Raw genomic sequence first — 26,686 nt, 5'->3', positions numbered from 1 at the left:
AGCGGCGGGCCGACGGTCCGTCAGGCGCGGGGTCAGACGTGGCGGCGGAGGTTGCTCGCCAGCTTCTCCCAGGTGTCGTGCGCCCCCTTCCGGTACATCCATCCGGTGATCGGGCAGGTCCAGCTGTCGATGCAGTCGTCCATCCAGCTGTCACCGGCGGTGTGCCCGTGGGTGGTCAGGTAGAGCCGGCCCATGCCGATCCGGTCCGTCCGCCCCTTGGTGATGGTGAACTGGATGTAGGAGTTGCGGCCGTGCACGACGCTGCCCTTGCGGGTGCCGAGCTTCAGCGTGTTCGAGCCGATGTAGGCGACCCGGACATTGAAGTTGATCTTGATCCCGAAGACCGAGTCCCGCAGGTCCATCTTCTGGCCCACGTGGGTGATCTTGTTGGCCCGGCCGGCCAGCGGGAAGATCTTGCCGAAGTGGTCCATCCAGTAGCGGAACAGGCCCTTGGCGCTGCGGGTGCCGTTGCCCAGGTCGAACTTGAACGAGTAGTCCAGCGTGCCGGAGGTGTCCCGGCAGTTGACCGGGTCGCCCGAGCAGTAGACGTAGGCGTTGGAGCCGCCGTTCGGCACCGGGTCGACCGACAGGAAGCGGCCGGTGGCCGGGTTGTAGAGCCGGGCCCCCATCATCACCGCGCCGGTGAGGGTCTCGCTGGAGCGCAGCTTCTCGCCGAGCCAGTTGTACCGGGTGCCCGGCTGGCCCGAGCGCGGGTTGCCGTACTCGTCGTTGTCCAGCACCCGGAGGCTGTCGGCCGGGTCCAGCGGGAGCTGGAGGGCCACGTCGCCGTGGACGTTGGCGAACTGCAGCACCACGTCGCCGGTGGCGGAGGTGGTGGCGCCGAAGGAGCCGCCGGCCGTGTCGACCATCCGGGTCAGCTCGCCGGTGGTGGTGTCCTCCGTGATCCAGCGCGGGCTGTCGCTGTCACCGGAGTAGTGGTTGACCTTGCCGCCGGTCTGGCTCCAGGTGCCGTCGGTGTTGCTCTCGACGGTGAACGAGCGGTTGCGCAGGTTGGCGTCCAGCTGCCAGGTCTGTCGCTGGTCGGCGGTGGACTGACGGCGCACCAGGTCGTTGGCGTACCACTCCAGGGAGGAGCCGGGCAGCGCGGTGGTGCGGCCCAGCGCGTCGTAGCCGTACCCGGCGTCGACCAGGCGGTCGGCGCTGTCGTAGGCGTGGGTGACGGTGCTGCCGCCGCTGGTGGGGCAGGCCGCGCCGGCCGCGCCCTCGGCGGTGGTCAGCGAGGTCCGGTTGGCCCGCTTGTCGAAGGTGTAGGAGCGCCGGGTGCAGGTGTCGCCCACGGTGTCCTGAACGGTCGTCAGGCGGCCCATCCGGTCGTAGCCGTAGTCCTGCGAGGACCAGCCGGAGTGGCTGGTGAGCTCGCCGTTGGCGGCCCGGGCCACGCTGTCGGCCATCACCACGGCGCCGTCGGAGTCCCGGGTGTAGACCCGGGAGGTGACCGCGCCGGCCGGATCGCGCTCGACGTTCAGGGTGTAGCCGCCGGGCAGCTTCTCGCTGCTCACCTCGCCGTCGGCGTCGTAGGTCACCGCGAAGGTGCCGGCCACCGAGTCCACGGTGCGCACGGCCATGCCGCGCGGCTCCACCGCGGTGTCGTAGACGTAGGTGACGCTGGAGGGCACCGAGTCGGAGGTCCTGGCCAGCCGGTTCAGCAGGTCGTACTCGGCCCGGGTGGTGGCGCCGTCGGCGTCGGTGTACGCGGTCAGGCGGCCCAGCCGGTCGTACTCGCGGGTGATGGTGCCGCCGGTCGGCGAGACGGTCCTGACGGCCCGTCCGGTGACCGGGTCGTACTCGGTGGTGCTCTGCGGGACGGCCTCGCCCAGCCCGCCGGTCAGCTTGACCTCGAGGGCGCGGCCCATCGCGTCGTAGCTGGTGGTGTTGGTGCGGGTGGTCGAGCCCACGGTCTCGGTGACCTTGGTCTGCTGACCCCACCAGTCGTACTCGGAGCCGATCACCGGCAGGGTGGACGGGTTGCTCCCGCCCCCGGTGACCGCGCCGGCCGGGCCGGTGGTGCAGGCCAGGTCGGCCCACTCGGGGCGGCCCTGGCAGGCGCCGGTGCCGGTGGCGGACCAGTAGCTCGTCAGCGTGGTGGCGGCGTCGGTGCCGGTGGCACCGGGCAGCAGCTCCTTGACCGCGCGGCCCTGGGCGTCGTACTCCACGGTGTGGGTGACGGCCTGGCCGTCCGGGTCCTGGGTCTCGCGGACCGGCAGGCCCCTGGCCCAGTCGTAGGCGGTGTCGGTGATCCGCGGGTCCGCCATCAGGGTCGGGTACTCCAGCGGCTGGAGACCGGCGGTGACCCTGGTCACCTGGTCCTCGACCGTGGCGTCGGCGGTGCGGCCCTGGTCGTACTCGCTGACCGTCCAGTTGCGGCCGACCAGGCTGCTGCCGGTGGGTGCCACCGTGGTGGCGCCGTTCTTCAGGTCCGCGGTGAGCTCGACCCGGCGCAGCGGGCCGAAGGTCTCCAACGCCCGGGTGCCGGTGGGGTTGTAGAGCGTGCGGGCGGAGAGCAGCTCGGCCCGGGCGGCCGCGGTCAGCCCGGTGATGCCCAGGTCGGACTGGACCTCGCGGTCCGCGGCGGTGACGCCGAGGGCGACCGCCCGGTTGGCGGCCGACAGGGCGCGGACGGTGTTGCCCCGCGCGTCGTACTCGGTGGTGGTGAGGTGGCCGCCGGGGACGGCGGAATTCACCTCGCGCCCGGAGGCGTTGGTGTAGGTGATCGCGGCCCGCTTGTAGGCGGCCGGGGTCAGGGCCGAGCCGGCGTTGCCGGCCGGCACCGCGTCGGGCGGCAGGATGGCCGTGGCGTCGGTCGGGGCGTCGCTCTGGCCCCAGGCCGCGACATCCGAACCACCCAGCTGGTAGGGGGCGTTGGCGCCGGAGAGCGGCACGTCGTAGACCACCGTCGTGGTGGCGGTGCCCTCCGGGACGTCCTTGGTGCCCGGCTTGAGGCCGGAGCGGGAGACCGAGAGCAGCATGCCGTCGCCCGCGGTGGCCGAGTTGCCGGCCTTGCCGTAGCTCAGCGTCCACGGCAGGTCGGTGCCCGGGGTCAGCTTGGTGACCCGGCCGGCCGCGTCGTAGTCGTAGGTCACCGGGGCGGCCTGCGGCTGGAGCGGGTTGCGCTGCTCACGCAGCTTGCCGGCGGCGTCGTAGCGGTAGGTGGAGACCACCTTGGCGGTGGCCGCCGCGGCGCCCGGCTCGGTCGCCCAGAGCCTCAACTCCTTGACCTGGCCCGCGAAGTCGCCGAAGGCGGCGTCGGTGCCGGTGGTGGTGTCGGCGTAGACGTACTCCAGCACCCGGCAGCCGGCCGTGCTCGGCACCGCGGCGCAGCTGGCGGCGGTCGCCGCGGAGGTGGGCGCGATCACCAGCTTGGGGCGGGAGAGCTTCTTGCCGCCGACCGTCACGGACTCCGAGGTGACGGTGGTGGTGGACTCGGCGAGGCCGTTCTCGGCGCTCGACGCGATCCGCCAGGTCGGCTGCGCGGCGTCGGCCTTGGTGAAGGTGACGGTGTCGCCGCCGGTGTCCTTCAGGGTGAAGGAGGTGGTGAGGCCGCCGGTGAGGGTGAGCTCCTCGGCCCCCGGCTCGGGCTTCCAGCCGCCGCCGGTGGTGGCGGTGAAGCCGTAGGACCGGCCCGCGTTGTCCACCAGCGCGACCGAGGTGGCCGAGGTCTGCTTGACGTGGGACCAGGCCGTCTCGTTGATGTCGATGACGGTGCCGGCCGACCACTCCGGGCCGAAGATCGGCGCCTGGCCGTCCTCCTGGGCGCGCGGGTTGCGCGAGGAGAGCGAGCGGGTGGAGGAGATCTGGAACGCCGAGGCGTCGGTGGCCGAGAGGGTGTAGTCACCGGTCAGCAGGTTGAGCGTGCCCGGTCCGTGCGCCTCGACCGGCGCGGTGCCGGCCCTGCGGTCCACCGTCACGGTGTTGGACTCGGAGGCGTCGGTGGCGGTGCCGTCGGTGAAGACCGCGCGCACGTCCACCGTGCCGTCCTGGGCCAGCGTGTCGGTGATGTTCCAGTTCAGCGGCGCGGGCTTGCCCGAGGGGGCGGCGAACGGCCAGGCGGTGACCGCGGCGCCGGCGGTGGTGGTCACGTTGGCGACCGGCACGTCCTTCCAGGCGTCCGCCTCGCCGCGCCGGTACTGGTACCTGACGCCGGTGTAGCTGCTCTTGCCCTCGGCCTGCAGCGAGGTGCGGCGGGCCGGGCGCTCGCCGTCGCCGGGGGCGTTGAGGGCCGAGCCCTTGCCCGCGAAGAAGACGTGGGTGCGGTCGGCCGAGAGGTTGCCCGCCGCGTCCCGGGTGTGCACCGTGACGGTGTGCTGGCCGGCCTTGAAGGCGAGCGCCTTGGTGACCGCGGCGCCGGTGGTGGCGACGGTGACCCAGGCCCCCGCGTCCAGCTTGTACTGGATGTCCTTGACGTCCGAACCCGGCGGCGTGAAGGTGAAGTTGCCGGTGAAGTTGCCGGAGGCGTCGGCGCTGCCCGACCAGGCGCCGGCCGGGAAGTCGGTCGAGCCGATGGTGGTCGCGCCGGGCGCGGTGGTGTCCACCGTGAAGGTCTGCCAGGCGGACCAGGTGCCGTTCCAGATCAGGCCGTCGTAGACGGCGGCCCGCCACTTGTACGCGCCGGGGGCCAGCGCGGTGGCCGGGGTCCAGGGGGCGTTGGTGCCGGAGGCGACGAAGGCCGACTTGCCGGTCTGCAGCGCGGCGGTGCCGTTGGCGGCCCAGATCTCGTAGGAGAGCTGGACGGTGTTGCCGTCCGGGTCGCTGGCCTTGCCGGTCAGGGTCGGGGTGGAGTCGTTGGTGAGCGCGCCCGACAGCGGGGAGATCGGCGCGGCCGCACCCGGCTTGGTGTTGTAGGTCACCGACAGGTAGGGCGTGTTGGAGGCCGCGTTGCCGGAGTTGAACTTCTTCCAGGCGTACTCGTCGGTCTCGTCGGTGGCCCGGATGCCCAGGGTGTTGTTGGCGTTGCCGTTGTTGGCCCAGGCCTGCGCCAGCGTGGTGATGTCGGTGTTCACCCAGCCGTCGCCGCAGGTGCTGGAGTAGCCCTTGGTCGAGGTGGAGGAGGCCCACTTCTTGTTCCAACCGGGCTGCGCGGTCCACCGGGTGGCGGTGGTGGCACTGGCCGTGTCCCAGACCTCCCAGCCCTTGGCCGTGCAGGACCAGGAGTGGAAGTTCCAGAGGTTGAGCTTGGCGCTCTGGATCTGCTTGCCGGTGATCTTCGCCATCGGGAACTGCAGGAAGGAGCGGGCCACCTGGCCGGAGCCGTTGTTGCCGAGCTTGAGCTCGGTCTGGCTGGAGACGTCGGTGGCGTAGCCCTGCTGGACGAAGGTGTCGAAGCCGACCCCGAGGTTGACCGCCGGGTCGACGGTGACCGGGTACTGGGTCTTCGGGTCGTTCAGGAAGGCCGCGTCCGGGGTGAGCGTGAGCTCGACGAGATCGCCGTTCTGACGGACTTTCAGGCCGACCGGGGCGGTGTTCCGGTGGTCACCCGTGCGCGGGTCGACCTGGGCGTCCCACATCACCGGCGCGGGCAGCACGCCCGCCTCCTTGCCGGTCTTCGGGTCGACGAAGGAGACCGAACGGTCCTCGTTCGCCCGGGCGGTGAGGCCCTTGGCGTCCAGGGTCATGGTGACCGAGCCGTTGGCCGCGACGGCCGAGCGGTCCTTGAGCTCCAGGAACTGCTCGAAGCCCGTCCGGGTGGACTCGATGACCAGGTCGGTCGCGGTCAGCGCGTCCGGGTAGCGGGCCTTGGTGCCCTCCAGGACCGGAGCGGGCAGCTCGCCGTGCCAGTTGAGGGTCATGGCCGGGCCGCCCTCACCGCCGTGCAGGGTGACCAGCGGGGTGCTGGGCACGGCCTCGGCCGCGGCGGCCTCCGCCGACCGGGCGCCGGACCTGGCCTTGGCCTTCGGTGCGGCGGCGCTCTTCCCGGCCAGGGTGAGGCCCAGCGGGTGGCCCTTGGCGGTGACCTTGCCGTCGGCCTGCTGGACCAGGGCGACGTCCACGTCCTGCCACCGGCCGCCCGCGTCCTTGAACCGGACCGGGCCGGTGGCCATGTCCTGGGTGGTCGAGCCGTCCGGGTTGGCCCAGAGCGTGACGGTCTCCGAGCGGGCGTCCAGGATCTCGATCCGGCGGTTCTCCAGCCGGGCCTTGACCCGGGCGCTGGCCTCGTCCCCGGCCGTCGCCGGACCGGCCGGCTTCGCCGTGGGCAGCTCGATCCGCGCGGAGTTCGGTGTGACGGCGAAGGCCTGACCGGTGCTCAGCACCGCGACGCCGCACTCGGCGGCCATCAGTACGGAGAGTGCGACCGCCAGTGGCCGCAGGCCGGCGCGGGTGCTCCGCGGTCCGGAGGACGACGGCGGTGTTCCGCCGCCGGGAAGGCGTGACATGGGTCTCCTTCAAGACATGCCCATGACAGCGATCCGTCGGTTACGGGCCGCTGCCGCAGGCGGTTCGGGGGGAGGAAGGGAAAAGCTGGGACCGGCCGGCCGCCGGAAGCGGCGGAAGGAGCGTGGTGGGCCTCCCTCCACGCGGGCGGGGAGCGCACCCCGGCCTCCGGCCGGCGCAGGGGGTGTGACGGTGGATCAGGCCCGGACGGTGACGGTCAGCCCGGCGTGCGCGGCCGAGCCCAGCACCCGGGCCAGCAGCAGCCGGGCCTGTGCGGACGCCGCTGCGCGGGAGGCCGCGCACAGGAAGAGCACCAGGCCGATGCCCTCGGGAAGGGCCAGCGCCCGGACGTGCTCCAGCCCGTCGGCCGGAGCGGCGTGCGCCCAGACCGCGTCCTGCACGGCGCCGGCCTCGTCCGGCCCGGGCGGGCCGGCGCCCGGACGGACCAGGACGAGGTCGACGACGTGCACGGCGCGGCTCCGGCGGCGGCCCGCCCGGTCAGGCCCGGCCGGACTTGAGCGGGGCGTCCCAGCCGATGCCCTCGCCCGCCTGGACGGTCCGCTTCGGCGGAGCGTCCCAGCCGATCCCGTCACCGGCCAGGACGGCCTGCACGGGGGAGGCGACGGCCAGCACGGACCAGGCCGCGAGGGCGGTGGTGAGCAGGACGGCGGCACGGCGGGCGGAGTTGGGCACGGTGGTTCCCGGTTCTCTGGAATCTGATCTTCCGACGCCTCGATCCTGCCCTTCCGCCGGCCTCTCCGAGGAGGACCTCCGGACGACCTGAACCTGCCAGGCAGCATGCTGCCCGGGCCGCCGGGGACGGGCTTGCGCACCGCACGCGCGGAATGTGAAGATCCGGATCACGCGCGCGCGACGCGTACACGACGAGCTGTGGGGGGCTGCCGACGTGCTGGAACTGCTGGGCCTGGATCCGACCGCCGAGACCGTCTACCGCGAGCTGCTGGCCCGCCCGGACGGCTCGCTCGCCGAACTGTGCGAACGGCTCTCGCTCTCCGAGACGGTGGCCCGCGACGCCCTCGACCGGCTCGCCGACCTCACCCTGCTGCGGGCCTCCCGGGACCGCCCCGGCCAGCTGCGCCCCGTCAGCCCGGAGCGCGGCCTGGAGCTGATCCTGCGCCGCCAGGAGGAGGAACTCGCCCGCCGTCAGGGGGAGTTGACGCTCAGCCGGGCGGCTGCCGCACGGGCCGTGGCCGAGTACGCGGACCTGCGCCCGGGCGCCGGCGCTGTGCAGGCCGAGCGGCTCCAGGGACTGGACGCGATCCAGGCCAAGCTGGAGGTGCTCACCGAGGGCCTGACCGAGGAGTGCCTCTCGGTGATGCCCGGCGGGGCGCAGTCCGCCGCCAGCCTGGAGGCCTCCCGGCCACTGGACCAGGACGCGATGGCGCGCGGAGTCCGGCTGCTGACGCTCTACCAGGACTCCGTCCGCAACGACCTGCCGACCTTCCTCTACGCCCAGTGGATGGCGGACCACGGCGGCCAGGTGCGCACCGCGCCGATGCTGCCGCCCCGGCTGCTGGTCTTCGACCGCCGGGTGGCCGTGGTGCCGATCGACCCGACCGACACCAGGGCCGGCGCCCTCTGCACCACCGAACCGGGCCTGGTCGCCTCCCTGGTGGCCCTGTTCGAACAGGCCTGGGACACCGCCACCCCGCTCGGCACCGACCCGGCCTCCTGCGGTGAGACCGGTCTCAACCCCACCGAGCGCGAGCTGCTCCGCCTGCTCGCCACCGGCCTCACCGACGAGGCCGCCGGCAAGCGCCTCGGCGTCTCCGTCCGCACCGTCCGCCGCCAGATGGCCGCCCTGATGGAGCGCCTGGACGCCGCCAGCCGCTTCGAGGCCGGCCTCAAGGCGGCCCAGCGCGGCTGGCTCTAAGCCCTGCCGCGGCGTGACGATGGGGAAAGCGCCCCGCAGGGGCGCGGGGCTCTGCTGATGTGCGGCTCCGCCGCGGGGCGCGCGGGGGAACGGCAGCACGTGCAACTGGCTCGCGTGCCCCGATCCAACGCTGGTCCGCCTTCCGTACTCGCGCCCGCGCGGCGGAACCGCACATCAGCAGAGCCTCGCGCCCCTGAGGCGCCGCCCCGGTTGCCGGTCGGACTCAGTCGCGGGCCACGGCGCCCTTGGCCATCGCGGCCGTCCAGCGCTCCTCGACCCGGGCGAGCTTCCAGTAGCCGTACGCCGCGGCCCAGGTGAGCACGAACAGGCCGACGATGGCGTAGCCGACGAGGTCGAGGTCGATCTCCCCGATCCAGGCGACCGGGCCGGAGGTGATCTCCAGCTTCTCGCCGAGCAGGCCCACCAGCTCGATGGTGCCGATCACCAGCGCGACCAGGACCGAGAGGCCGGTGACGGTCAGGTTGTAGTAGATCTTGCGGACCGGCTTGGAGAGCGCCCACTCGTAGGCGAAGTTCATGAACGAGCCGTCGATGGTGTCCAGCAGGCTCATCCCGGCCGCGAACAGCACCGGCAGCACCAGCAGCGCGTACCAGGGCAGCTGGAAGGCGGCCGCGCCGCCGGCCAGCACCAGCAGCGAGACCTCGGTGGCGGTGTCGAAGCCGAGGCCGAAGAGCAGGCCGACCGGGTACATGTGCCAGGACTTGGTGACGGCCTTGGTGACCCTGCCGAGGATCCGGTTGAGGAAGCCGCGCTTGTCGAGCTGGCGCTCCAGCTCGGCCTCGTCGTACTCCCCGACCTTCATCTTGCGGAACACCCTGAGGATCCCGTTGAAGGCGCCGAGGTTGATCAGGCCGATCAGGATCAGGAAGACGCCCGAGACGCTGACCCCGATCAGGCCGGTGACGTCGTGCAGGGTGGAGTCGTCCGACTCGACCTCCCCGGCCAGCGACTGGATGCCGAAGGCGAGCAGCGCGCAGAGGCCGAAGACGATCGAGGAGTGGCCGAGCGAGAACCAGAAGCCGACCGAGAGCGGGCGCTGGCCCTGGCCCATCAGCTTGCGGGTGGTGTTGTCGATGGCCGCGATGTGGTCGGCGTCGAAGGCGTGCCGCATGCCGAGGGTGTAGGCGGTCAGGCCCATGCCGACGCCGAAGACCTGGCCGCCGACGTCGTACTTCTCGGGGGCGACCAGGGCGATCAGGGTGAACCAGCCGACGACGTGCAGGGCCAGCACGAAGCCGCCCATGCCGGCCAGCCTGATCCACTCCTCGCGGGTGAGCCGGTCGCGCAGTCTCGCGGGCGAAGCCATCCGGCAGTCCTCCAGGTAAGTCGTACGAGATGCCCAGGGCGCTGAGCTGGGCCATCCTTCCGCCTGACGGCAGCCACTTGCAAGCCATTCGCAACTGCGCCACCCCGGCGCACGGGTTCACTCGACAGCGCCCGGCGGCGCCCTGACGACCGCCCAGCTCACACCCCGTCAGGAAATCGACATAAATGTCCCTTATTGTCTGTTCCTGTGACCACGGACACCGAGCGCAAGGACCCCGCCCTCCTCGACCACTCCTTCTTCGGACACCCCAGAGGGCTGCTGACCCTCTCCGGCCTGGAGGTCTGGGAGCGGTTCTCCTTCCTCGGCATGCAGGCCATCCTGGTCCTCTACTTCGCCGACTCGGTGGCCGACGGCGGACTGGGCATGGCCCAGGGGACCGCCGCCTCGGTGGTCTCCGCCTACGGCACGCTGGTCTACCTGACCTCGGTGGTCGGCGGCTGGGTCGCCGACCGGATGCTCGGCTCCTACCGCGCGGTGCTCTACGGCGGGGTGCTGATCGCCTGCGGCCACTACGCGATGTCGGTGCCCACCGCCACCATGACCTGGGTCGGTCTCGGTCTGATCGTGATCGGCACCGGCTTCCTCAAGCCCAACGCGGCCACCCTGGTCGGCGGCCTCTACGCCACCGACGACGACCGCCGGGACGCCGGCTTCGCCCTCTACTACATGGCCATCAACATCGGCGCCTTCGCCGGCCCGCTGGTCAGCGGCTGGCTCGGTCAGAACGTGGGCTGGCACTGGGGCTTCTCGGCCGCCGCGATCGGCATGACCTTCGGCGTGGTCCAGTACGTGCTCGGCCGCTCCACCCTGCGGCGCGAGCAGGGCCCCGTGCACCCGCTCACCCCCGCCGAACGCGTCCGCTGGACCAGGGGCGCGCTGATCGGCGCGGCCGCGGTGGCCGCCGCCGGGCTGCTGCTGTGGGCCGTCGGCTGGCTCACCATGGACCGCACCGTCGACCTGATCACCCTGGTCTCGGTGCTGGCCCCGATCGCCTACTTCGCCGTCATGTTCCGCTCCCCCGAGGTCAGCCGGGAGGAGCGCGGGCGGCTGCGCCCCTACGTGGTGCTCTTCCTGGCCTCGGTGGTCTTCAACCTGGTGCTCTTCTCCTCGTACACCACACTGGCCCTGCTGGCCGTGGACCACGTGGACAACTCGATCTTCGGCTGGCACTTCCCGTCCAGCTGGTGGACCTCGATCCTGGGCGCCATCGAGGTGCTGCTGGCCCCGGTGGTCGCCGCCCTCTGGGTACGGATGGACCACCGCCAGCCGCACGCCTCCCGCAAGATCGCCTACTCGCTGTTCGCCGCCGGGGCGTCCTTCCTGATCCTGGTCCCGGCCACCGTCGGGAAGAGCGGCGACTACCGGATCGCCGGGCTCTGGCTGCTCGGCTGCTACCTGTTCATGGGCGTCGGCGACATCCTGCTGGAGACCACCGGCATGTCCGCCACCAGCAAGCTGGCGCCCCGTCACTTCGCCAGCCAGACCATGGCCGTCTGGTTCCTCTCGCTCGCCCTCTCCCAGGGCATCGCCGCCCAGCTCACCAAGGTCTACGGCGAGGTCTCCGACGCCGCCTACTACGGCTGGCTCGGCGCCCTCGCGGTCGCCGCCGGGGTCGCGCTGTACCTCGCCCTGCCCTGGATGCGCCGGACCATGCACCCCGTCCACTGAGGAGGACCCCGATGCAGCACCCGTCGCAGTACCCGTACGGGACCACGCGCCAGGACCTGCGCATCCCGCTCTCCGACGGGGTCGAGCTGTACGCCCGGATCTGGCGCCCCGTCACCGACGAGCCGGTGCCCGCCCTGCTGGAGTACCTCCCGTACCGGCTGACCGACTGGACCGCCCCGCGCGACGCCCAGCGCCACCCCTGGTACGCCGGCCACGGCTACGCCTCGGTCCGGGTGGACGTGCGCGGGCACGGCAACTCCGGCGGCCTGCCCGGCGACGAGTACTCCGCGCAGGAGCTGGCCGACGGCGTCGAGGTGGTGGAGTGGCTGGCCGCGCAGCCCTGGTGCAGCGGGAAGGTCGGCATGTTCGGCATCTCCTGGGGCGGTTTCAACAGCCTCCAGATCGCCGCACTGGCCCCCGAGCCGCTCAAGGCCGTCGTCACCGTCTGCTCCACCGACGACCGCTACGACAACGACGTGCACTACATGGGCGGTTCACTGCTCGCGGTCGACATGCACGCCTGGTCCGCCACCATGCTGGCCTTCGTCGCCCGCCCGCCGGACCCGAAGTACGTCGGCGAGGACTGGCGCCGGATGTGGCTGTCGCGGTTGGAGTCCGTCGAACCCTTCGTCCACCCCTGGCTCACCCACCAGGTGCGGGACGACTACTGGCGGCACGGCAGCGTCTGCGAGGACTACGGCGCCATCACCGCCGCGGTGCTCGCCGTCGGCGGCTGGGCCGACCCCTACCGGGACACCGTGCTGCGACTGCTGGAACACCTCGACGCACCGGTGCGCGGCATCATCGGCCCCTGGTCGCACCAGTACCCCGACCGCGGCCTGCCGCCCGGCCCCGCGATCGGCTTCCTCCAGGAGACCCTGCGCTGGTGGGACCACTGGCTCAAGGACGTCGACAACGGCGTCATGTCCGAGCCCGCGCTGCGCAGTTGGATGAACGAGTCGGTCCCGCCCGCGACCGTGTACGCCAACCGGCCCGGCCGCTGGGTCGGCGACGACACCTGGCCCTCCCCCGACGTCCGCGAGGTCGGCTACGGCCTCGACGACGCGCTGCGCACCGCCGGCACCTCCGCCGACCGCTACGTGGAGGTCCGCTCCCCGCAGCACACCGGCATCGACGCCGGACGGTTCTTCCCCTTCGGCAACGCCTCCGACCTCCCGCCGGACCAGCGCGAGGAGGACGGGCGCTCGGTCTGCTTCGACTCGCTGCCGCTGCCCGAGCCGGTGGAGGTCCTGGGGCGGGCCTCGGTGCGGCTGCGGGTGCGCAGCCGGGCCCGGCGCGGCCAGGTGATCGCCCGGCTCTGCGACGTCGCCCCCGACGGCTCCTCCACCCTGGTCACCCGCGGCGTGCTCAACCTGAGCTCCCGTCAGGGCCGCGACCGGGTGGTCGAATGGACCCCGGGCGAGGTCGAGGACGTCACCTTCGAACTCGTCTCCATCGCCCACGCCTTCCCCGCCGGCCACCGCCTGCGGCTCGCCCTCTCCTCCGCCTACTGGCCCTGGATCTGGCCCCAGCCCGACCCCACCGGCTTCGAGGTCGACCCCGGCCACAGCCGCCTGACCCTCCCCGTCCGCCACCTGGCCGCCGACGCCGGCTCCCCGCCGGTCACCTTCGAACCCCCCGAGCAGTCCGAGGGCCTGGACGTCACCTACCCCGAACCCCTCACCGCCCGCCCCGAACGCCTGCTCATCCGCGACGTCGCCACCGGCGAACACCGCCTGGAGGTCGACCCCAACTACGGCGGCACCCGGATCTACCCCGACGGCCTGGTCTACGACGAACACGCCCTGGAGTCCTACGCCGTCCTCGCCGACTCCCCCCTCTCCGCCACCACCCGCTCCGACTGGACCGTCCGCCTCCAACGCCCCGACCTCGGCTGGGACACCACCGTCCGCACCCGCTCCGAAATCACCTGCGACGCCCACCACTTCACCGTCCACAACCACCTCACCGCCCTGGAGGGCGGGGACGTCGTCTTCGAGCGGGACTGGCAACGCCGCATCCCCCGCACGGCGAGCTAGCGCCTTGGACGCACCGGACAGCAGGACTCGACGTGGGTGACCGGGCACAGGGCTCCGGGGCGCCGGCGGGAGGGTACTCCGGGACGCCGCTCGCCAAGAAGATCGGCATCAGGGCGGGCGACCAGGTGCGGGTGTCGCACCGGCCCGGCGGGTGGGAGGTCCCGGACCTGCCCGAGGGGACCACGGTCGCGGCCGGCGGTCCGCAGGGGGCCGATGTGGCCCTCGCCTTCCACCGGTCGTTCGCCGTGCTGGCGGCGGAGGCCGCCGAACTGGTCGGGGAGCTCGACGATCACGCGATGCTGTGGATCGCCTGGCCCCGGCGGGCGGCCGGGCACGACAGCGACATCACGGAGAACGGGCTGCGGGAGCTGTTCCTGCCGCTCGGCGTCGTCGACGTGAAGGTGGCCGCCCTCGGTGACGACTGGTCGGGGTTGAAGTTCGTCCGGCGCAAGGAGAACCGCGGCTCCCCGAAGCGGTAGGTGGCGCGGACGGGCTCGTCGTGGCCTACAGGTACGTGACCTGGACGATGTAGATCTGCTCGTGCCGCACCACGGTCAGGTACTCGAACATGCCGCCCGGAACGTCGGCCGTCCTGCTCCTGGGGTTCTCGCCCCGATACGAGGCCCCGTCCAGGTAGAGGGCCTCCGCAGCGCGGACCAGCTCGTCGGCCTTCTTCTCGACTTCGGCGACGAAGGCCGGCGGCACCTCGCTGATCACGTACTCCTCGCTGGGGAGGTACTCCCAGGACCAGGTCATGTGCCCAGCGCTCGGTACGCGGCTCGGACGATCTCGGCGGCAACGAGCGCATGACGACGGGAGTCATCCGCTTCCGCTGCCACCTGCATCAGGTATTCGGCTCGGCGGAGCTTGGAGGCCGTCGCCGGATACCGCTCGATCTCGACCACGACCGCCCATCGCAGGAGGAACCCACGGAGAGGATCGAGGGTTTCGGAGTCGATGGCCTTGGTGATCGCTTCGGCCTGCTCGGTCTGCATCTCCAGCAGACGGTCCGGGGCTACGACAGCAAGGGCAGCCTTGAGGGCGATGATGGTCAGCTCGGGGCGCGGGATCAGCTCCTCGGCACGGTGCTCCGGTTGCGCGGTCACGTCTCCTCCGTACAGGTAGGCCGCTACCACGCTACAACGCGGCAGGACCACTGATCCTCCGGTTCGGCCGGCTCGATGTCTCTCTCCTCCCACCAACCGGTGCGGTCAAGACGGCAGGGCCTCGGCGCGCGGGGGCTCGGTGGACCAGTCGACGCGGGTGTGCGGGGTGGCCTGGATGGTCTCCAGGGACGGGGTGGCGAGGAGGAGGGCGGCGGTGGGGGTGTCGCAGGCGATGTAGGTGGAGAGCAGGTCGTAGTCGGTGCAGACCACCCAGGTGCGGTCCTCGGGCCACCAGTACTCGGGGCCGGAGTCGCCGACGAGCGCGGCCGCCTCGGTGCGCGCGGTCTCCAGGCCGGCCAGCGGGGCGGTGCGCAGCAGCGGGGCGTCGAGGCCGTTGGTGACGGCGGCCAGGTCCCAGGCGTAGTGCACGGGCTGATCCCCCGTCACCGCCTCCAGGGCGCCGGCCAGCGCGCGGCGGCTGGCGGTGTCCAGCGCTCCGTCCTCCGCCACCCAGCGGACGGTGGTCACCTCGCCGTCCTCGTCTTGGGTCTCCAGCCCGTCCTTCAGCCAGCGGTGCGAGAGCTCCGGGAGGAACGGGACGCCCGACCGCTCCGCCCACTCCCGCCAACTCGGGCCCTGGACGGCGCCGTCGAGGCTCTCGAAGCGGTGGAAGATCCGGACGTACGCCTGGTACCCGTCGGGCAGCAGCTGGGACACCAGGTGCCCGGGGCCGGGCTCCGGCCGTCCCAGCCGGGCCGACAGCCAGGCGAGTCCGGTGCCGTCATGGGTCCATTCGCGGTGCTCTGTCACGGTTGCGATTATCCCCTGAAGCCACGTCAGGACCTCACAGGTGCTGCCTCGCCGTGGCCACGAACTCGTCGATCAGCAGACGGGTGGCGTCCCGCCGGGCGATGACGTCCGCCAGGTCGGTGGCTCGGTCGATCCGGCCGACCGTCTCGAAGGCCGATGCCGCGACGGTGGCGATCCCGGGCGTCCTGGCGGTCAACTGGACCTGGAAGAGGGCGTGTTGGGCGCGGGAGCGGAGCTCGAAGGAACGGTTGCGGAGGGTGGGCTCCTCGGCGGCGTCGGTGCCCTCGTGCACGCAGTGCCAGTGGTGCAGCAGCGCCTGGCGGAGCTCCACCAGCACCCCGGCGAAGGCCCCGAAGGCCTCGATCCGCTCCTGCCGGTGCCGCTCCGCCCGTGCGCTCCACTCCGTCTGCCGGGCCGAACGCTGCTGGAACAGATGGGTGAGCAGGGAGCCGAACAGGGTCCCCAACACGGCTATGACACTGGTGAGTATGGCGCTCATGGAGCCCCATGCAAGCAGATCAGCCCTCCCGGCGCTCGACCCGGAAGGGGAACGGCACCGTCCCCGGGTCCAGCGCGCTGATGCCGCCGTCGACGTTGAGCACCGCACCGTTGACCAGGCTCGCCGCCGGGGAGAGCAACCAGGCCACCGCCTCGGCGACTTCGGCCGCCTCCCCCGCCCGTCCCAGCGGGTTGAGCCGGGTCGCCTCCTCGTACGCGGCCTCCACGTCCTCGTGCCCGCTCAGCCGCGCGAGGCGCCCCATCGGGCGGTCGGCCATCTCGGTGCGGACCCAGCTGGGGCAGACCACGTTGGACCGCACGCCCTGCCAGCCGTAGTCGACCGCCACCGAGCGGCAGAGCTGGAGCAGCGCGGCCTTGGAGGTGGCGTACGCGGCGTTGCCGTGCCCGCTGCGAATCGCGGAGACCGAGGCGACGCCGACCACCGCGCCACCGTCCTCCGCCGCCAACAGGTGCGGCAGCGCGGCCCGCAGCATCAGGAACGGACCCGTGACGTTGGTCCGCAGCACCGCCTCCCAGTCCTCCACCGCGAGCTCCCCGACCGCTCCCGGCCGCCCGATCCCGGCGTTCAGCACCAGCCCGTCCAGCTGCCCGAACCGTTCGACCGTCGCCGCGACCAGCCCCTCCACCTGCCACTGCTCCGTAGTGTCCGCCACGTGCGCGACCGCCCCGGTCTCCCGCGCCACCGCCGCCAACGGCTCCGCCCGCCGCCCGGACACCACCACCTCGTGCCCGGCCTCCCGCAACACCCGAGCGGTCGCCGCCCCGATCCCCGTCCCGCCCCCGGTGACGACCACGACCCGCTTCCCGCCCACGACTCCCCCACTCCCCCGACCTGCCTCGTCCGCCGATCATACGTACGCCGGTCGCAGCAGGGTCGTCAGCGGGCCATCGCCAGGCTCAATTCGGCTACCTTCAGCCGCAGTTCACCGACCAGACCGTCCGTCACGGGCCGCGCCGGCACCTGCACGTCCCTCAGCTCCCAGGCCGGCCCGGAGCCCGTCGGCTCCCACCCCGGCCCGACACCGGCCCGGTCCGCCAGCACCAGCGTCGTCAGCACGAAGCCCTCGCTCAGCGCCCGGATCACGGCGTGCCCCGTCCGCAGGTGCCGGTCCAGGGCCCGTCGATTTCCCCTCTCAGGAGGCGAGGGCTCCGGCCCTGGTCGGCCAGGGCGCGTACTCGTCCTCGTCCTCCGCCGGGGCGGTGAGCACCTCGCGCACCAGGATCTCGACCTCATCGGGCCGTTGGTCGGTCAGGCGTACGCTCCGCCCGTCCGGCGAGGAGACCGAGATCCGTACCCCACCGGCACCCGGCCGGGCCAGGAAGCCGTGCAGCGCCCCGGCCAGTGCGCCGGCCGCCCCGCCGTGCCCGACCGCCACGACCAGCACTCCGTAAGGGACGCCGAGCTCACCGCGCCAGCGCCGCGCGGCGCGCGCCCGGATCCGGCCGCACAGCAGCGGATCGGCCTCCAACCACCGCTCCAGTTCACGCAGTTCGCACACCGCGTCGCCGCCCCGCACCGAAAGCCAAGCCTCCACTGCCCCTCCTCCGCTCCGCCTCCCTTGGAGTCTCGGCGGCCGGAAAACGGTTTGGCAACCCCCTAACGGAGCCGCCGGATCACGGTGTTAGGAGTTCCGACGGGTTCGGTCCGGGCCCTGTCCATTCCCGTGGCGATGCGGCATGATCCCCGCCGTCGGACCCGACCGATCGGTCGGGCCGCCGCAGTCCGCCACCAGCCCGCCCTGGAGGAGCCTTGTCCCGTACCACCCGTGCTTCCCGCCTCGCCCTGGCCACCGCCGCCGCCCTGGCCACCCTCGCCGTCCCGGTCTCCCCGGCCGTGGCCGCCCCCGCCGCCCCCGCCGTTCCCACCGGCCAGGTCTTCCGGGTCAACCCCGTGCAGGCGACCGGGGACCAGTCGCTGACCGACGCCAAGGACGCCGACTCCGCCGTGCCGGCCTCCGCCTACGCGACCGTGGCGCTGCGCAACCTCGACGCGAGCGGCGGCCTCTCCGGCCGCTGGGCGGCGGTCCGTTCGGAGACCGGAACCCCCGCGCGGTCGGCCGCCGGGGACTTCCGGTACACCCGCAGCGACGACCGGTTCGAGCAGGTGATGGCGTACTTCTGGGTCAACGAGGCGCAGGAGTACCTCCAGGGCCTGGGCTTCGGCGGCGAGCTGCGCGGGGCCAACGACAAGGTCCAGCAGGTCCGGCTCAACCAGTGGGGATCCGACAACTCCTTCTTCACCGACAAGAAGAACGAGATCCGCCTCGGCAAGGGCGGCGTGGACGACGCCGAGGACGCCGAGGTGATCGTGCACGAGTACGGTCACGCGGTGCACGAGGCCCAGGTGCCCGGCTTCGGCAGCTCGGTGGAGGCCGGTTCGATCGGCGAGGCCTTCGGCGACTACCTCGCCCTGGCGGTCGGTCAGGCCGCCCAGGCCCGGTACGGCTGGACCGGCCGGGCCGAGGAGGCCTGCGTCGGCGACTGGGACTCGACCGCCTACACCACCACCACGCCGCACTGCCTGCGCCGCCTGGACACCGGCAAGACCTACGCCGACCGGGTCGGCGAGGTACACGCGGACGGCGAGATCTGGTCCCGGGCGCTGTACGACGTCCGCAAGGCGCTCGGCGCCCGCGCCGCCGACCGCGTGATCGTCAACGCCCAGTTCTCCTTCGCCCCCGACACCTCCTTCTCCGCCGCGGCCCAGGCCACCGTGGCCACCGCCAGGGCGATGTACGGCGACCAGGCGGCGGCGACGGTCCGTCAGGCCTTCGCCGCCCGGCAGATCCCCGGCCTGTAACCGGTGCGGTGCCGCCGTCCCCGTGGTTCAGCGAAGGGCTGCCGCGAGGGCGGCGGCACTGCTCCGGCGGTGGCCGGCGCCGAGCAGGACGGCGGCGATCCCGGTGAGGGCGTACACCGTCCAGGGGCTGTCCGTGACGGTGCCCGCCAGGGCCATCGCGCCGTGCGGGTCGGTGGCGGCGAGCACGGGGGCCAGATCGGCGCGGGCGGCCTGCTCGACCTCGGGGTCGCCGATGGTGCGGGTGATCTCCAGAGCTCCGTCCGGGTCGGCGGCGCCGGCCACGGCCGCCACGGCAGCCAGGGCCTCAGCGCGGCGGGAGCGATCGGCGATGGTGCCGGCGAGGCGGGCGGCCCGCCCGGGATCGGTGGCGGCCACCGCCCGGCAGACGCCCACCAGGGCGTGGGGGTAGGCCTGTTGGTCCGCATGGGGGGCGAGGAAGGTCAGTGCCCGGTCCGGGTCGACGGTGGCCAGGGCCTCGGCGACGGAGAGCGTCTCCCAGGGCCTGCAGCGGTCGGGCAGCAGCCGGAGGGCGCGGCCGGGGTCCGCGGCCGCCAGGGCCAGGGCGACGCGGGCGCGGGCCACGGTGCGGGAGTAGCCCTCCGGTAGGGCGTCGGCGAGCTCCTCCGCGCGGTCCGGCGCGAAGGCGGCGACCGAGCGCACCACGTCCTCCCAGCGGACCGAACTCGTCCGGCTCGGACGCTTGTCGGAGAGGAAGTAGGTGTCCAGCAGGTACAGTCCGCCGGCCCGGTCGCGGTGGCCGTCGACCCGGGCGCTCTCCACGATGGCCTCGCTCCGGTAGGGCTCCCAGAGGCTCTGTGCCATGTCGATGGCTCTGAAGGGGTCCTCGGCGGCGAGCACCACGGCGATGTCCGCCGTGACCGACTGCCGTCGGTCCGGGTCGGAGACGGCGGCGGCCATGCCCAGGGCCTGCTCGACCGAGACCTTGGCGACCACCGGAGCCACGGCGGCGAGCAGGATGCGCCGCAGCTGCTTGGTGTCCGCCCGGGCGGTGTGCCGGAGCGCCTCCTCGATCGCCCGCTCCGCGACCTCGGGGACGGCCTTCCGCCCCGGGGACGCCGGCCCGGTGACGGCTGCGTGCATCAGGACCGGGAGCGCCTGCCCCACCGGCGGCCGATGGCCCGTCCGGGCCTGCCGGTTGCGGACCAGTCCCAGCTCACCGGCGGTGTCGGTGCCGAGGTGTTGCGGCAACGGGAGCCCCTCGGCGGCGAGTTGGGCACGGAGGTGCCGGAACAGGTCCGCCGGGGTGAGCATCGGTCCGGCCTGCGGGCTGCCCTCCTCCAGCAGCCGGAGCAGCCGCCCGGTGAACGCGGTGTGCGGCTCGCCGTCCAGCATCAGGGCGGCCCGGTTGGCCGGGGCCGAGGTGAGGGTGAAGGCACCGGAGACCTCCAGCTCGGCGAGGTGCGGTTGCGACGACTCCGCCATCGGACGGCCCACCGCCCGGCCGCTGAAGCAGCTGTCCAGGATCAGCAGGCGGTTCTCCGCCCGGCTGTCCAGGAAGGTCTCCCGGACGGCCTCGAAGGGCAGGGCGGTGTAGGGCAGCCGGTCGACGCGGGTACCGGCCAGACCCAGGTGGAGCCTGCCGCGGCGGTCGATCAGGCCGTGCCCGGCGAAGTAGACCAGCAGCAGGTCCTCCGCCTCCTCGGCGGCGGCCGCCAACTCCTCCCCCACCCGGGCCAGGTCGGCGTCCGGCGGCACGGTGCGGCAGTGCTCCGCCGGGAAGCCGCCGAGCCCGGGATCGGTCAACACCCGCTCCAGATCGGCGACTCCGGCCGCGACCACCCCCAGATCGGGCAGCCGCTCGTCGCGGTAGGCCGACGTACCGATCAGCACCACCCGCGACCGCCCCGGGTCGACCGCCCGGCTCACGCCTCGACCTCGCCCCGTCTCCCGTCCTCGACTTCGGCCCCGGCCCTGCCGGGCTCCTCCGTGGCGGCGATCACCTGGCGCAGCAAGGCCTCGACGTCCTCGACCCGTTGGGCCTCCAGCTCGACGCTCCGCCCGTCCGGCGAGGAGACCGAGATCCGCACGTCGGCGCCGCGCGGGCGGGTCAGGTAGCCGTGCAGCGATCCGGCCAGCACGGTGACCACCCCGCCACTCCCGATCGCCGCGATCAACACGTCGTACGGCGCGCCGAGTTCACCGTGCCCCGGCCGGGCGGCCCGCGGCCGCACCTTCCCCCGCAGCTCCGGTTCCTCGTTCAACCACCCGTCGAGTTCCTGAAGTTCGCGCACCGGGTCCCCACCCAGCACGGAGATCCATGCCTCCACTGCCCCTCCTCGCCTCCGGACTCCACGGAGTCTACGACGGGCCGAAAACCGCTTGGCGGCTCCGCCGCCGGAGGGCAGAATCCGCCTGTTCCGAGCTAGGAGAGCAGTTGGCCGACGTCTTCGTCTGCGCACGGTGCGAGTCCGTGCTGACCACCGCCTTGACCAGGGTGGCCCTGCCCGTGCACGCACACGGGAAGTGGGGCAACGGCACCGCCCTCCCGGTCCTGATGGACGAGGGCACCTACGCGGTGGACCCTGAGCCGAGCGGACCACCGTGGCGGACCTGGGAGGAAATCGGGCAGGAGGAGGCGGCGGCCCGGGGGATCCACGCCCGGCTCGGCCGGCTGTCCGACGGAGCGCCCGGCGCCGTGCTGATCGCGCCGGGGGACGGCCGGGCCATGCGTCTGGTGCCCGAGCTCTGCGAGGGCTACTGCTGCGGGATGGACCGCGGGAACGGCCCCAACATGGCCTGCGCGGGGTGCGGGGAACTGGTGGCCTGCCGGATCGACGAGTGCTCGTACTGGCAGGCGGTCTGGCTGGAACCCGGTGCGGTGATCCGGCGGCCCGTCACCGGCGGTGGGCCCGAACGGGGTTGGGACTCCTTGGCGACCGGTCCGACCACCCCGGTCCTCGAACCGAACGGCCGGTGGAACCGCAAGTGGGAGATGGCCGCCGGACCGGCCCTCGCCCACCTGCTCGCCGCCTGCGACGGCGCACCGGTCCAACTGCCGCCCGGCACCGTCTCCACGATCCTCGGCGACGCCCTCCACCGGCTGCTCCCCCAGGAACGCGCGAAGGGGCCGGCCAGGGTGCTGTCCCTGGCCGGCCCCGGGGTGACGAACCCGGCTCCCGACATCGCGCTGGTGCCGCGCCATCCCGTCACCGGCGAGCCGTGGAGCCCGCCGAACGGAGCCCCGACCGTCCCCTTGGACGCCGATCTCTGGGCCCACCTCGCCCACGGGGCGGAGGAGGTGGAGATCCCGGTCCTCGGCAACCTGCCGGCCGGCGTGCTCCGCGACGAACCTCCCCGGCAGCTCCCGGTGTATGCGTTCCAGCACGACCACGTCGGCCTCGGCCTGACGCTCGCCCGGCTGCCGGCCGTCCGGCGCCCGTGGCTCCGCGAGCTCCACGAGCAGCTGACCGCCTGGTGGTGGTGACGGTCAGCGGCTGCGGTGGGCCGCTATCAGCTCGGCGTAGCGCAGGCCGCTGGTCTTGACGGTGCGTCGCTGGGTCTCGTAGTCGACGTGGACCAGGCCGAAGCGCTTGTCGTAGCCGTACGCCCACTCGAAGTTGTCGAGCAGGGACCAGGCGAAGTACCCGGCCAGCGGGGCGCCCTGGGCCACGGCGCGGTCGCAGGCGGCGAGGTGCTGCTCCAGGTAGGCGGTGCGGCCGGGGTCGTGGACGGCGCCCTCGGGGGTGACGGTGTCGGCGTAGGCGGACCCGTTCTCGGTGACGTAGATCTTCGAGGCGCCGTACTCGTTCGACAGACGGAGGATCAGCTCCTCCAGGCCGGGGGCGTGCACCTCCCAGTCCATCGCGGTGTGCTCCGCGTTCGGGCCGCGCACCTGGCGGAAGCCGGGCGCCGGTCCGGACGGGTCGTCGGTCACGAACTGCCGGAAGTAGTAGTTCAGGCCGATCCAGTCCAGCGGGGCCCCGATCAGCTCCATGTCGCCCTCCCGGACCGGGAGTTCGACGCCGTAGAGCTTGACCATGTCCTCGGGGTAGCCGCGCCCGAAGACCGGGTCCAGCCACCACCGGTTGATGTGGCCGTCGGCGCGGACGGCGGCCGCCAGGTCGGCGGCCGAGCCGGAGGCCGGCTCGATGGTGCTGAGGTTGTTGACGATGCCGATCTTCGCGCCCGGCACGGACTCCCGCAGGGCCTGCACGGCGAGGCCGTGGCCGAGGTGCAGGTGGTAGGAGGCCCGGACGGCGGTGGTGAGGTCCTTGATGCCGGGGGCCATGTTGCCGTCGAGGTGGCCGATCCAGGCGGAGCAGAGCGGCTCGTTGAGGGTGGCCCAGTTGGTCACCCGGTCGCCGAGGCGCTCGGCCACCACGGCCGCGTACTCGGCGAAGCGTTCGGCCGTGGCGCGCTCGGCCCAGCCGCCCCGGTCCTGCTGGGCCTGCGGGAGGTCCCAGTGGTACAGGGTGGGGAAGGGGGTGAGGCCGGCCTCCAACTGGGCGTCCACCAGCCGGTCGTAGAAGTCCAGCCCGGCCGGGTTGACCACGCCGTCGGCCTGCGGCACCACGCGGGGCCAGGCGATCGAGAAGCGGTAGGCGCCCAGGCCCAGCCGGGAGGCCAGGCCGAGGTCCTCCGGCCAGCGGTGGTAGTGGTCGCACGCCACGTCACCGGTGTCCCCGTTGTCGACCTTGCCCGGGGTGTGGGAGAAGGTGTCCCAGATCGACGGGGCCCGGCCGTCCTCGGCGACGGCGCCCTCGATCTGGTAGGCGGCGGTGGCCGCGCCCCAGACGAAGTCGTCGGGGAGAGAACGGAGTTCCATGTCAGCTTGCCTTTCGAAGGGGACGGAGAAGAGGGTCACTTGACGGCGCCGGCGGTGAGGCCGGCCACCAGGTAGCGCTGCAGCAGGAGGAATCCGGCGACCACGGGGACGCTGACCACCAGGGAGGCGGCCATCACCTGGTTCCAGTACACGTCGGTCTGGGTGGCGTACCCCTGGAGGCCGACGGACAGGGTGCGGGTGGTCTTGTTGGTCATCACCGAGGCGAACAGCACCTCGCCCCAGGCGGTCATGAAGGCGTAGACCGAGACGGCGATGATGCCGGGGGTGGCCGCGGGGACCACGATCCGCAGCAGCGTGCGCAGCGGGCCGCAGCCGTCCACCGCCGCCGCCTCGTCCAAGTCCCGCGGGATGGAGTCGAAGTAGCCGACCAGCATCCAGATCGAGAACGGGAGCGAGAAGGTGAGGTAGGTGAGGATCAGCCCGCCCCGGCTGCCGTAGAGGGCGATGCCGGTGGCGTTGCCGAGGTTCACGAAGATGAGGAAGAGCGGCAGCAGGAAGAGGATGCCGGGGAACATCTGGGTGGAGAGCACCGTGACGGTGAAGAGCTTGCGGCCGCGGAAGCGGTAGCGGCTCACCCCGTAGGCCGCGAAGACCGCGATGGCCACCGAGCAGAGCGTCGCGCTCACCGACACGATCAGCGAGTTGACGAAGTAGTCGGCCAGCGGGACGGTCGTCCAGATGTCGACGTACGGACGGAGCGTCAGCTCGCTGGGGATCCAGCGGAACGGGCCCTGTACGTCGCGCAGCGGCTTGAGCGAGGAGCTGAGCATCACCAGCACCGGCGCCAGCACGAAGGCGGTCAGCAGGGTGAGGAACACCCGGCGGGCCCAGCGGAAGGACGAAGGAGGCTTAAGCATCGGCGTCCCTCCGGCGCGAGCCGACGAACAGGTAGACCGCCGTCACCAGCAGCAGGAAGAGCAGCAGCAGCACGGACATGGCCGAGCCGGAGCCGAAGTTCCAGGTGACGAAGGAGGACTGGTAGATGTGGATGGAGATCAGGTCGGCCTGCTCGGGGGCGGACTTGCCGAACAGCACGTAGGGGGTGTTGAAGTCGTTGAAGGTCCAGAGGAAGAGCACCAGCACCAGCACCTGGTTGACCGGCCGCAGGGACGGCAGGGTGATCCGGCGGATCTGCTGCCAGACCCCGGCCCCGTCGATCGCGGAGGCCTCGTAGAGCTCGCGCGGGATGTTCTGCAGGCCGGCCATCAGGGTCAGGAAGGCGAACGGCCAGGTCTTCCAGACCGCGACCACCACCAGGGCCCAGAAGCTGTTCTCGCCGATCAGCCAGAACGGCTTCTCGTCCAGCAGGTGGAGCTGGTCCACCAGGAAGTGGTTCACCAGGCCGGTGTCCCGCTGGAACATGAACGACCAGGTGATCACCGCCGCGTAGACCGGCAGCGCGTACGGCACCAGGAACAGGGTGCGGAGCAGGCCCCGCCCCCGGAACTCCTGCTGCAGGAAGACCGCCGCCGCCGTCCCCAGCAGCCAGGAGAGCCCGACCGCCAGGGCGGTGAACGTACAGGTGACCCAGAACGAGTGCAGCAGCGATCGGCCGATCGGTGCGTCGAAGTCCACCGCCACGCGGTAGTTGGCGAGGCCGGACCAGGGCGCGGCCGACCAGTCCCGGATGAAGAACTGGGTGAGCTGCTTGAAGCTCATCGCGATGCCGACCACCATCGGGACCAGGTGGATCAGCAGCTCCAGGGCGAGCGCCGGGAGCAGGAGCAGGTAGGGCAGGGCACGTCGGCCGAATCGCTGTCGCATCAGATCAAAGAGCTTCCGGCTGTTGGGGGGTGGGAGAAGGAGCGGCGTCCGGGCCGAGTCTGGGCGGCGCCGACGAAGGAGTAGCAGCGGAGCTGCGGCGACTGAGGAGAAGCCGTCCAGGCGACAGCCCGGGCGTCGTGACGCCGCCCCCCAACAGCCGGGAGCTCTAGGCCGGCATCTGCTGCTGGGCCTTGGTGAGTTCGGCCTTGACCGACTCGTCCGTGACCGGCTTGCCGGAGGCGGCCGCGGCCAGCAGGTTCTTCACCGCCGTGCCGACCAGGGTCTCGAACTGGCTCTCGTTCGCCACCTGCGGCAGCGGGGCGGCGCTGGTCTGCAGCACGGTGGCCAGGGTCTTCAACTCCGGGGTGGAGAAGGCGGGATCGGCCTGGGCCTCCTTGACCGGCGGGATGGAGCCGTAGGTCTTGTTGAGCTGGACCTGCTCCTCGTTGCTGGTCATGAACTTCACGAACTGCAGCGCGCCGTCGGTGTTCTTGGTGTTCTTGAAGACCGCCAGGTTGATGCCCGCGACCATCGAGGTGGTGGCCTTGGCACCGGACGCGCCGGCCGGCAGCGGGATCGGCGCGACGGCGTAGTCCTCGGGGGCCATGCCGTGCGACTTGAGCGAGGCACCGGCCGCCTGCCACATCAGCATCGCGGCCTTGCCGCTGGCGAAGTCGGTCACCGACTGGTTGGCGGCGTACTCGGCGTTGCCGGGGGCGGCGATCTTGTCCTTGGCGATGAAGTCGACGTACTGCTTGACCGCGGCGACCGCCTCGGGGGTGGCGAAGGCGGGCTTGCCGGAGGCGTCGAACCAGTCGGCGCCGTGCTGCTTGCCGAAGGCGAAGGCGTGGTGGACGTTCTCCGAGACGTTGCCGCCCTCGATGGCGAGGCCGAACTTGCCGTCCTTGGTGAGCTTCTGGGCGTCCGTCAGCAGCTCGTCCCAGGTGGCGGGGGGCTGGGCGATGCCGGCCTGCTGGAAGAGCTTCTTGTTGTAGTAGAGGCCGTAGGCCATGGAGTACAGCGGGACGGCCGCCGGGTCCTTGCCCGCCGCGCCGGCGGAGGCGATGGTGGACGGCGTGAAGCGGTCCTTGCCCCCGATCTTGCCGAAGGTGGCCTCGTCGAACGGCAGCAGGGCGCCGGTGGCCTGCAGCGAGGCGGACCAGGTGTTGCCGATGTTCAGCACGTCGGGGCCCTGGCCGGACGCAGTGGCGGCCAGGATCCGGTTCAGCAGGTCGGACCAGGGGACGACCTCGAGCTTGACCTTGATCCCGGTCTGCTGCTCGAACTTTCTCAGTTCGGGCTCCAGGACCTGCTTGTCGTTCTCCAGGCTGGTGCCCTGGTTGCTGGCCCAGTAGGTGAGTTCCTTCGGGGCGCTGTTGTCGCCGCCCTCGGAGGAGGACCCGCCGCCGCAGGCGGTGGCGGTCAGGGTGAGGACGGAGACCAGAGCGGTGGCTGCGGCGAGACGGTGGAAGCGCATGACCGTGTCCCTCTCGGACGAGTGGGTGGTGGGATTCGGGGGAAGTGTGAGCCGCCGTGGAACCGCG

23 protein-coding genes are annotated in these 26,686 nt (G+C 72.3%); 6 read left to right on the top strand and 17 right to left on the bottom strand.

The window, feature by feature from the left end:
- Positions 1–32: 32 nt before the first annotated feature.
- The 3 genes from ACWEPF_RS09605 to ACWEPF_RS09595 form a co-directional block, all read right to left on the bottom strand.
- Entirely contained in the window at positions 33–6,290 is a 6,258-nt protein-coding gene (locus ACWEPF_RS09605) for a DNRLRE domain-containing protein (protein ID WP_452172121.1), read from the bottom strand.
- Positions 6,291–6,584: 294 nt separating this feature from the next.
- A complete protein-coding gene (locus tag ACWEPF_RS09600) occupies positions 6,585–6,857 on the bottom strand; it encodes a hypothetical protein (protein ID WP_452172120.1) in 273 nt (90 codons plus the stop codon).
- A gap of 28 nt (positions 6,858–6,885) precedes the next feature.
- Positions 6,886–7,080, bottom strand: coding sequence for a hypothetical protein (locus ACWEPF_RS09595; protein WP_345289361.1), 195 nt, complete (start codon positions 7,078–7,080; stop codon positions 6,886–6,888).
- Positions 7,081–7,294: 214 nt separating this feature from the next.
- Between ACWEPF_RS09595 and ACWEPF_RS09590 the strand changes: the two genes are divergently transcribed.
- Entirely contained in the window at positions 7,295–8,281 is a 987-nt protein-coding gene (locus tag ACWEPF_RS09590; protein ID WP_449797095.1) for a helix-turn-helix transcriptional regulator, read from the top strand.
- Between the two features lie 223 nt (positions 8,282–8,504).
- Here ACWEPF_RS09590 and ACWEPF_RS09585 read toward each other — a convergent pair whose 3' ends face one another.
- Positions 8,505–9,608, bottom strand: coding sequence for a HoxN/HupN/NixA family nickel/cobalt transporter (locus ACWEPF_RS09585; protein WP_452172119.1), 1,104 nt, complete (start codon positions 9,606–9,608; stop codon positions 8,505–8,507).
- Between the two features lie 207 nt (positions 9,609–9,815).
- Here ACWEPF_RS09585 and ACWEPF_RS09580 point away from each other — a divergent pair, with 207 nt between their 5' ends.
- The 3 genes from ACWEPF_RS09580 to ACWEPF_RS09570 are packed head-to-tail and all read left to right on the top strand — an operon-like array spanning position 9,816 to position 13,815.
- Positions 9,816–11,297: a peptide MFS transporter gene (locus ACWEPF_RS09580; RefSeq protein WP_452172118.1), complete on the top strand. Its 1,482-nt coding sequence runs from the start codon at positions 9,816–9,818 to the stop codon at positions 11,295–11,297.
- A gap of 11 nt (positions 11,298–11,308) precedes the next feature.
- Positions 11,309–13,336: a CocE/NonD family hydrolase gene (locus ACWEPF_RS09575; RefSeq protein WP_452172117.1), complete on the top strand. Its 2,028-nt coding sequence runs from the start codon at positions 11,309–11,311 to the stop codon at positions 13,334–13,336.
- 32 nt (positions 13,337–13,368) lie between these two features.
- Positions 13,369–13,815, top strand: coding sequence for a DUF3052 domain-containing protein (locus tag ACWEPF_RS09570; protein ID WP_452172116.1), 447 nt, complete (start codon positions 13,369–13,371; stop codon positions 13,813–13,815).
- 25 nt (positions 13,816–13,840) lie between these two features.
- On the opposite strand, the gene ACWEPF_RS09565 is transcribed toward ACWEPF_RS09570, so the two are convergent.
- The 7 genes from ACWEPF_RS09565 to ACWEPF_RS09535 all read right to left on the bottom strand — a co-directional run bounded on the left by ACWEPF_RS09565 (position 13,841) and on the right by ACWEPF_RS09535 (position 17,306).
- Positions 13,841–14,092: a hypothetical protein gene (locus tag ACWEPF_RS09565; protein ID WP_345289353.1), complete on the bottom strand. Its 252-nt coding sequence runs from the start codon at positions 14,090–14,092 to the stop codon at positions 13,841–13,843.
- Positions 14,089–14,442, bottom strand: a complete 354-nt coding sequence (locus ACWEPF_RS09560) for a hypothetical protein (protein ID WP_452172115.1) — start codon at positions 14,440–14,442, stop codon at positions 14,089–14,091. The genes ACWEPF_RS09565 and ACWEPF_RS09560 overlap by 4 nt, the downstream gene beginning before the upstream one ends.
- Before the next feature lie 105 nt (positions 14,443–14,547).
- Positions 14,548–15,252 carry a hypothetical protein gene (locus ACWEPF_RS09555; RefSeq protein ID WP_452172114.1) on the bottom strand — a complete coding sequence of 235 codons (705 nt, stop codon included), beginning with the start codon at positions 15,250–15,252 and terminating at the stop codon, positions 14,548–14,550.
- A gap of 34 nt (positions 15,253–15,286) precedes the next feature.
- Entirely contained in the window at positions 15,287–15,751 is a 465-nt protein-coding gene (locus tag ACWEPF_RS09550; RefSeq protein WP_452172113.1) for a hypothetical protein, read from the bottom strand.
- Between the two features lie 19 nt (positions 15,752–15,770).
- Positions 15,771–16,583, bottom strand: a complete 813-nt coding sequence (locus ACWEPF_RS09545; RefSeq protein WP_452172112.1) for an SDR family NAD(P)-dependent oxidoreductase — start codon at positions 16,581–16,583, stop codon at positions 15,771–15,773.
- A 65-nt stretch (positions 16,584–16,648) separates the two neighbouring features.
- Positions 16,649–17,005 carry a DUF6086 family protein gene (locus tag ACWEPF_RS09540; protein ID WP_452172111.1) on the bottom strand — a complete coding sequence of 119 codons (357 nt, stop codon included), beginning with the start codon at positions 17,003–17,005 and terminating at the stop codon, positions 16,649–16,651.
- The gene (locus ACWEPF_RS09535) at positions 16,905–17,306 is read right to left on the bottom strand and encodes an effector-associated constant component EACC1 (RefSeq protein ID WP_452172110.1); all 402 of its coding nucleotides are present in this window, start codon (positions 17,304–17,306) and stop codon (positions 16,905–16,907) included. The genes ACWEPF_RS09540 and ACWEPF_RS09535 overlap by 101 nt, the downstream gene beginning before the upstream one ends.
- A 215-nt stretch (positions 17,307–17,521) precedes the next feature.
- On the opposite strand from ACWEPF_RS09535, the gene ACWEPF_RS09530 reads away from it, so the two are divergent.
- Positions 17,522–18,571 carry a M4 family metallopeptidase gene (locus tag ACWEPF_RS09530; protein ID WP_452172109.1) on the top strand — a complete coding sequence of 350 codons (1,050 nt, stop codon included), beginning with the start codon at positions 17,522–17,524 and terminating at the stop codon, positions 18,569–18,571.
- Between the two features lie 27 nt (positions 18,572–18,598).
- Here the strand turns inward: ACWEPF_RS09530 and ACWEPF_RS09525 are convergent, their stop codons facing one another.
- Positions 18,599–20,458: a caspase, EACC1-associated type gene (locus tag ACWEPF_RS09525; RefSeq protein WP_452172108.1), complete on the bottom strand. Its 1,860-nt coding sequence runs from the start codon at positions 20,456–20,458 to the stop codon at positions 18,599–18,601.
- A complete protein-coding gene (locus ACWEPF_RS09520; protein WP_452172107.1) occupies positions 20,455–20,859 on the bottom strand; it encodes an effector-associated constant component EACC1 in 405 nt (134 codons plus the stop codon). The genes ACWEPF_RS09525 and ACWEPF_RS09520 overlap by 4 nt, the downstream gene beginning before the upstream one ends.
- A 107-nt stretch (positions 20,860–20,966) precedes the next feature.
- Here ACWEPF_RS09520 and ACWEPF_RS09515 point away from each other — a divergent pair, with 107 nt between their 5' ends.
- A complete protein-coding gene (locus ACWEPF_RS09515; protein WP_452172106.1) occupies positions 20,967–22,016 on the top strand; it encodes a hypothetical protein in 1,050 nt (349 codons plus the stop codon).
- 3 nt (positions 22,017–22,019) lie between these two features.
- On the opposite strand, the gene ACWEPF_RS09510 is transcribed toward ACWEPF_RS09515, so the two are convergent.
- From ACWEPF_RS09510 to ACWEPF_RS09495, 4 genes are read right to left on the bottom strand one after another with little or no spacing between them, the layout of a single operon-like run.
- Positions 22,020–23,357, bottom strand: coding sequence for a GH1 family beta-glucosidase (locus ACWEPF_RS09510; protein ID WP_452172105.1), 1,338 nt, complete (start codon positions 23,355–23,357; stop codon positions 22,020–22,022).
- A 35-nt stretch (positions 23,358–23,392) separates the two neighbouring features.
- Positions 23,393–24,235 (bottom strand): carbohydrate ABC transporter permease, encoded by an 843-nt coding sequence (locus ACWEPF_RS09505; RefSeq protein ID WP_345289338.1) that lies wholly within the window; start codon positions 24,233–24,235, stop codon positions 23,393–23,395.
- The gene (locus ACWEPF_RS09500) at positions 24,228–25,262 is read right to left on the bottom strand and encodes a carbohydrate ABC transporter permease (protein ID WP_380148937.1); all 1,035 of its coding nucleotides are present in this window, start codon (positions 25,260–25,262) and stop codon (positions 24,228–24,230) included. Before ACWEPF_RS09500 ends, ACWEPF_RS09505 begins: the two co-directional genes overlap by 8 nt.
- Positions 25,263–25,308: 46 nt before the next feature.
- Positions 25,309–26,619 (bottom strand): ABC transporter substrate-binding protein, encoded by a 1,311-nt coding sequence (locus tag ACWEPF_RS09495; RefSeq protein ID WP_452172104.1) that lies wholly within the window; start codon positions 26,617–26,619, stop codon positions 25,309–25,311.
- Positions 26,620–26,686 lie beyond the last annotated feature (67 nt).

This window comes from Kitasatospora sp. NPDC004289, assembly GCF_053602875.1.
The sequence above is the reverse complement of the archived record's forward strand: the minus strand, read 5'-3'. Positions and strand labels throughout refer to the sequence as shown.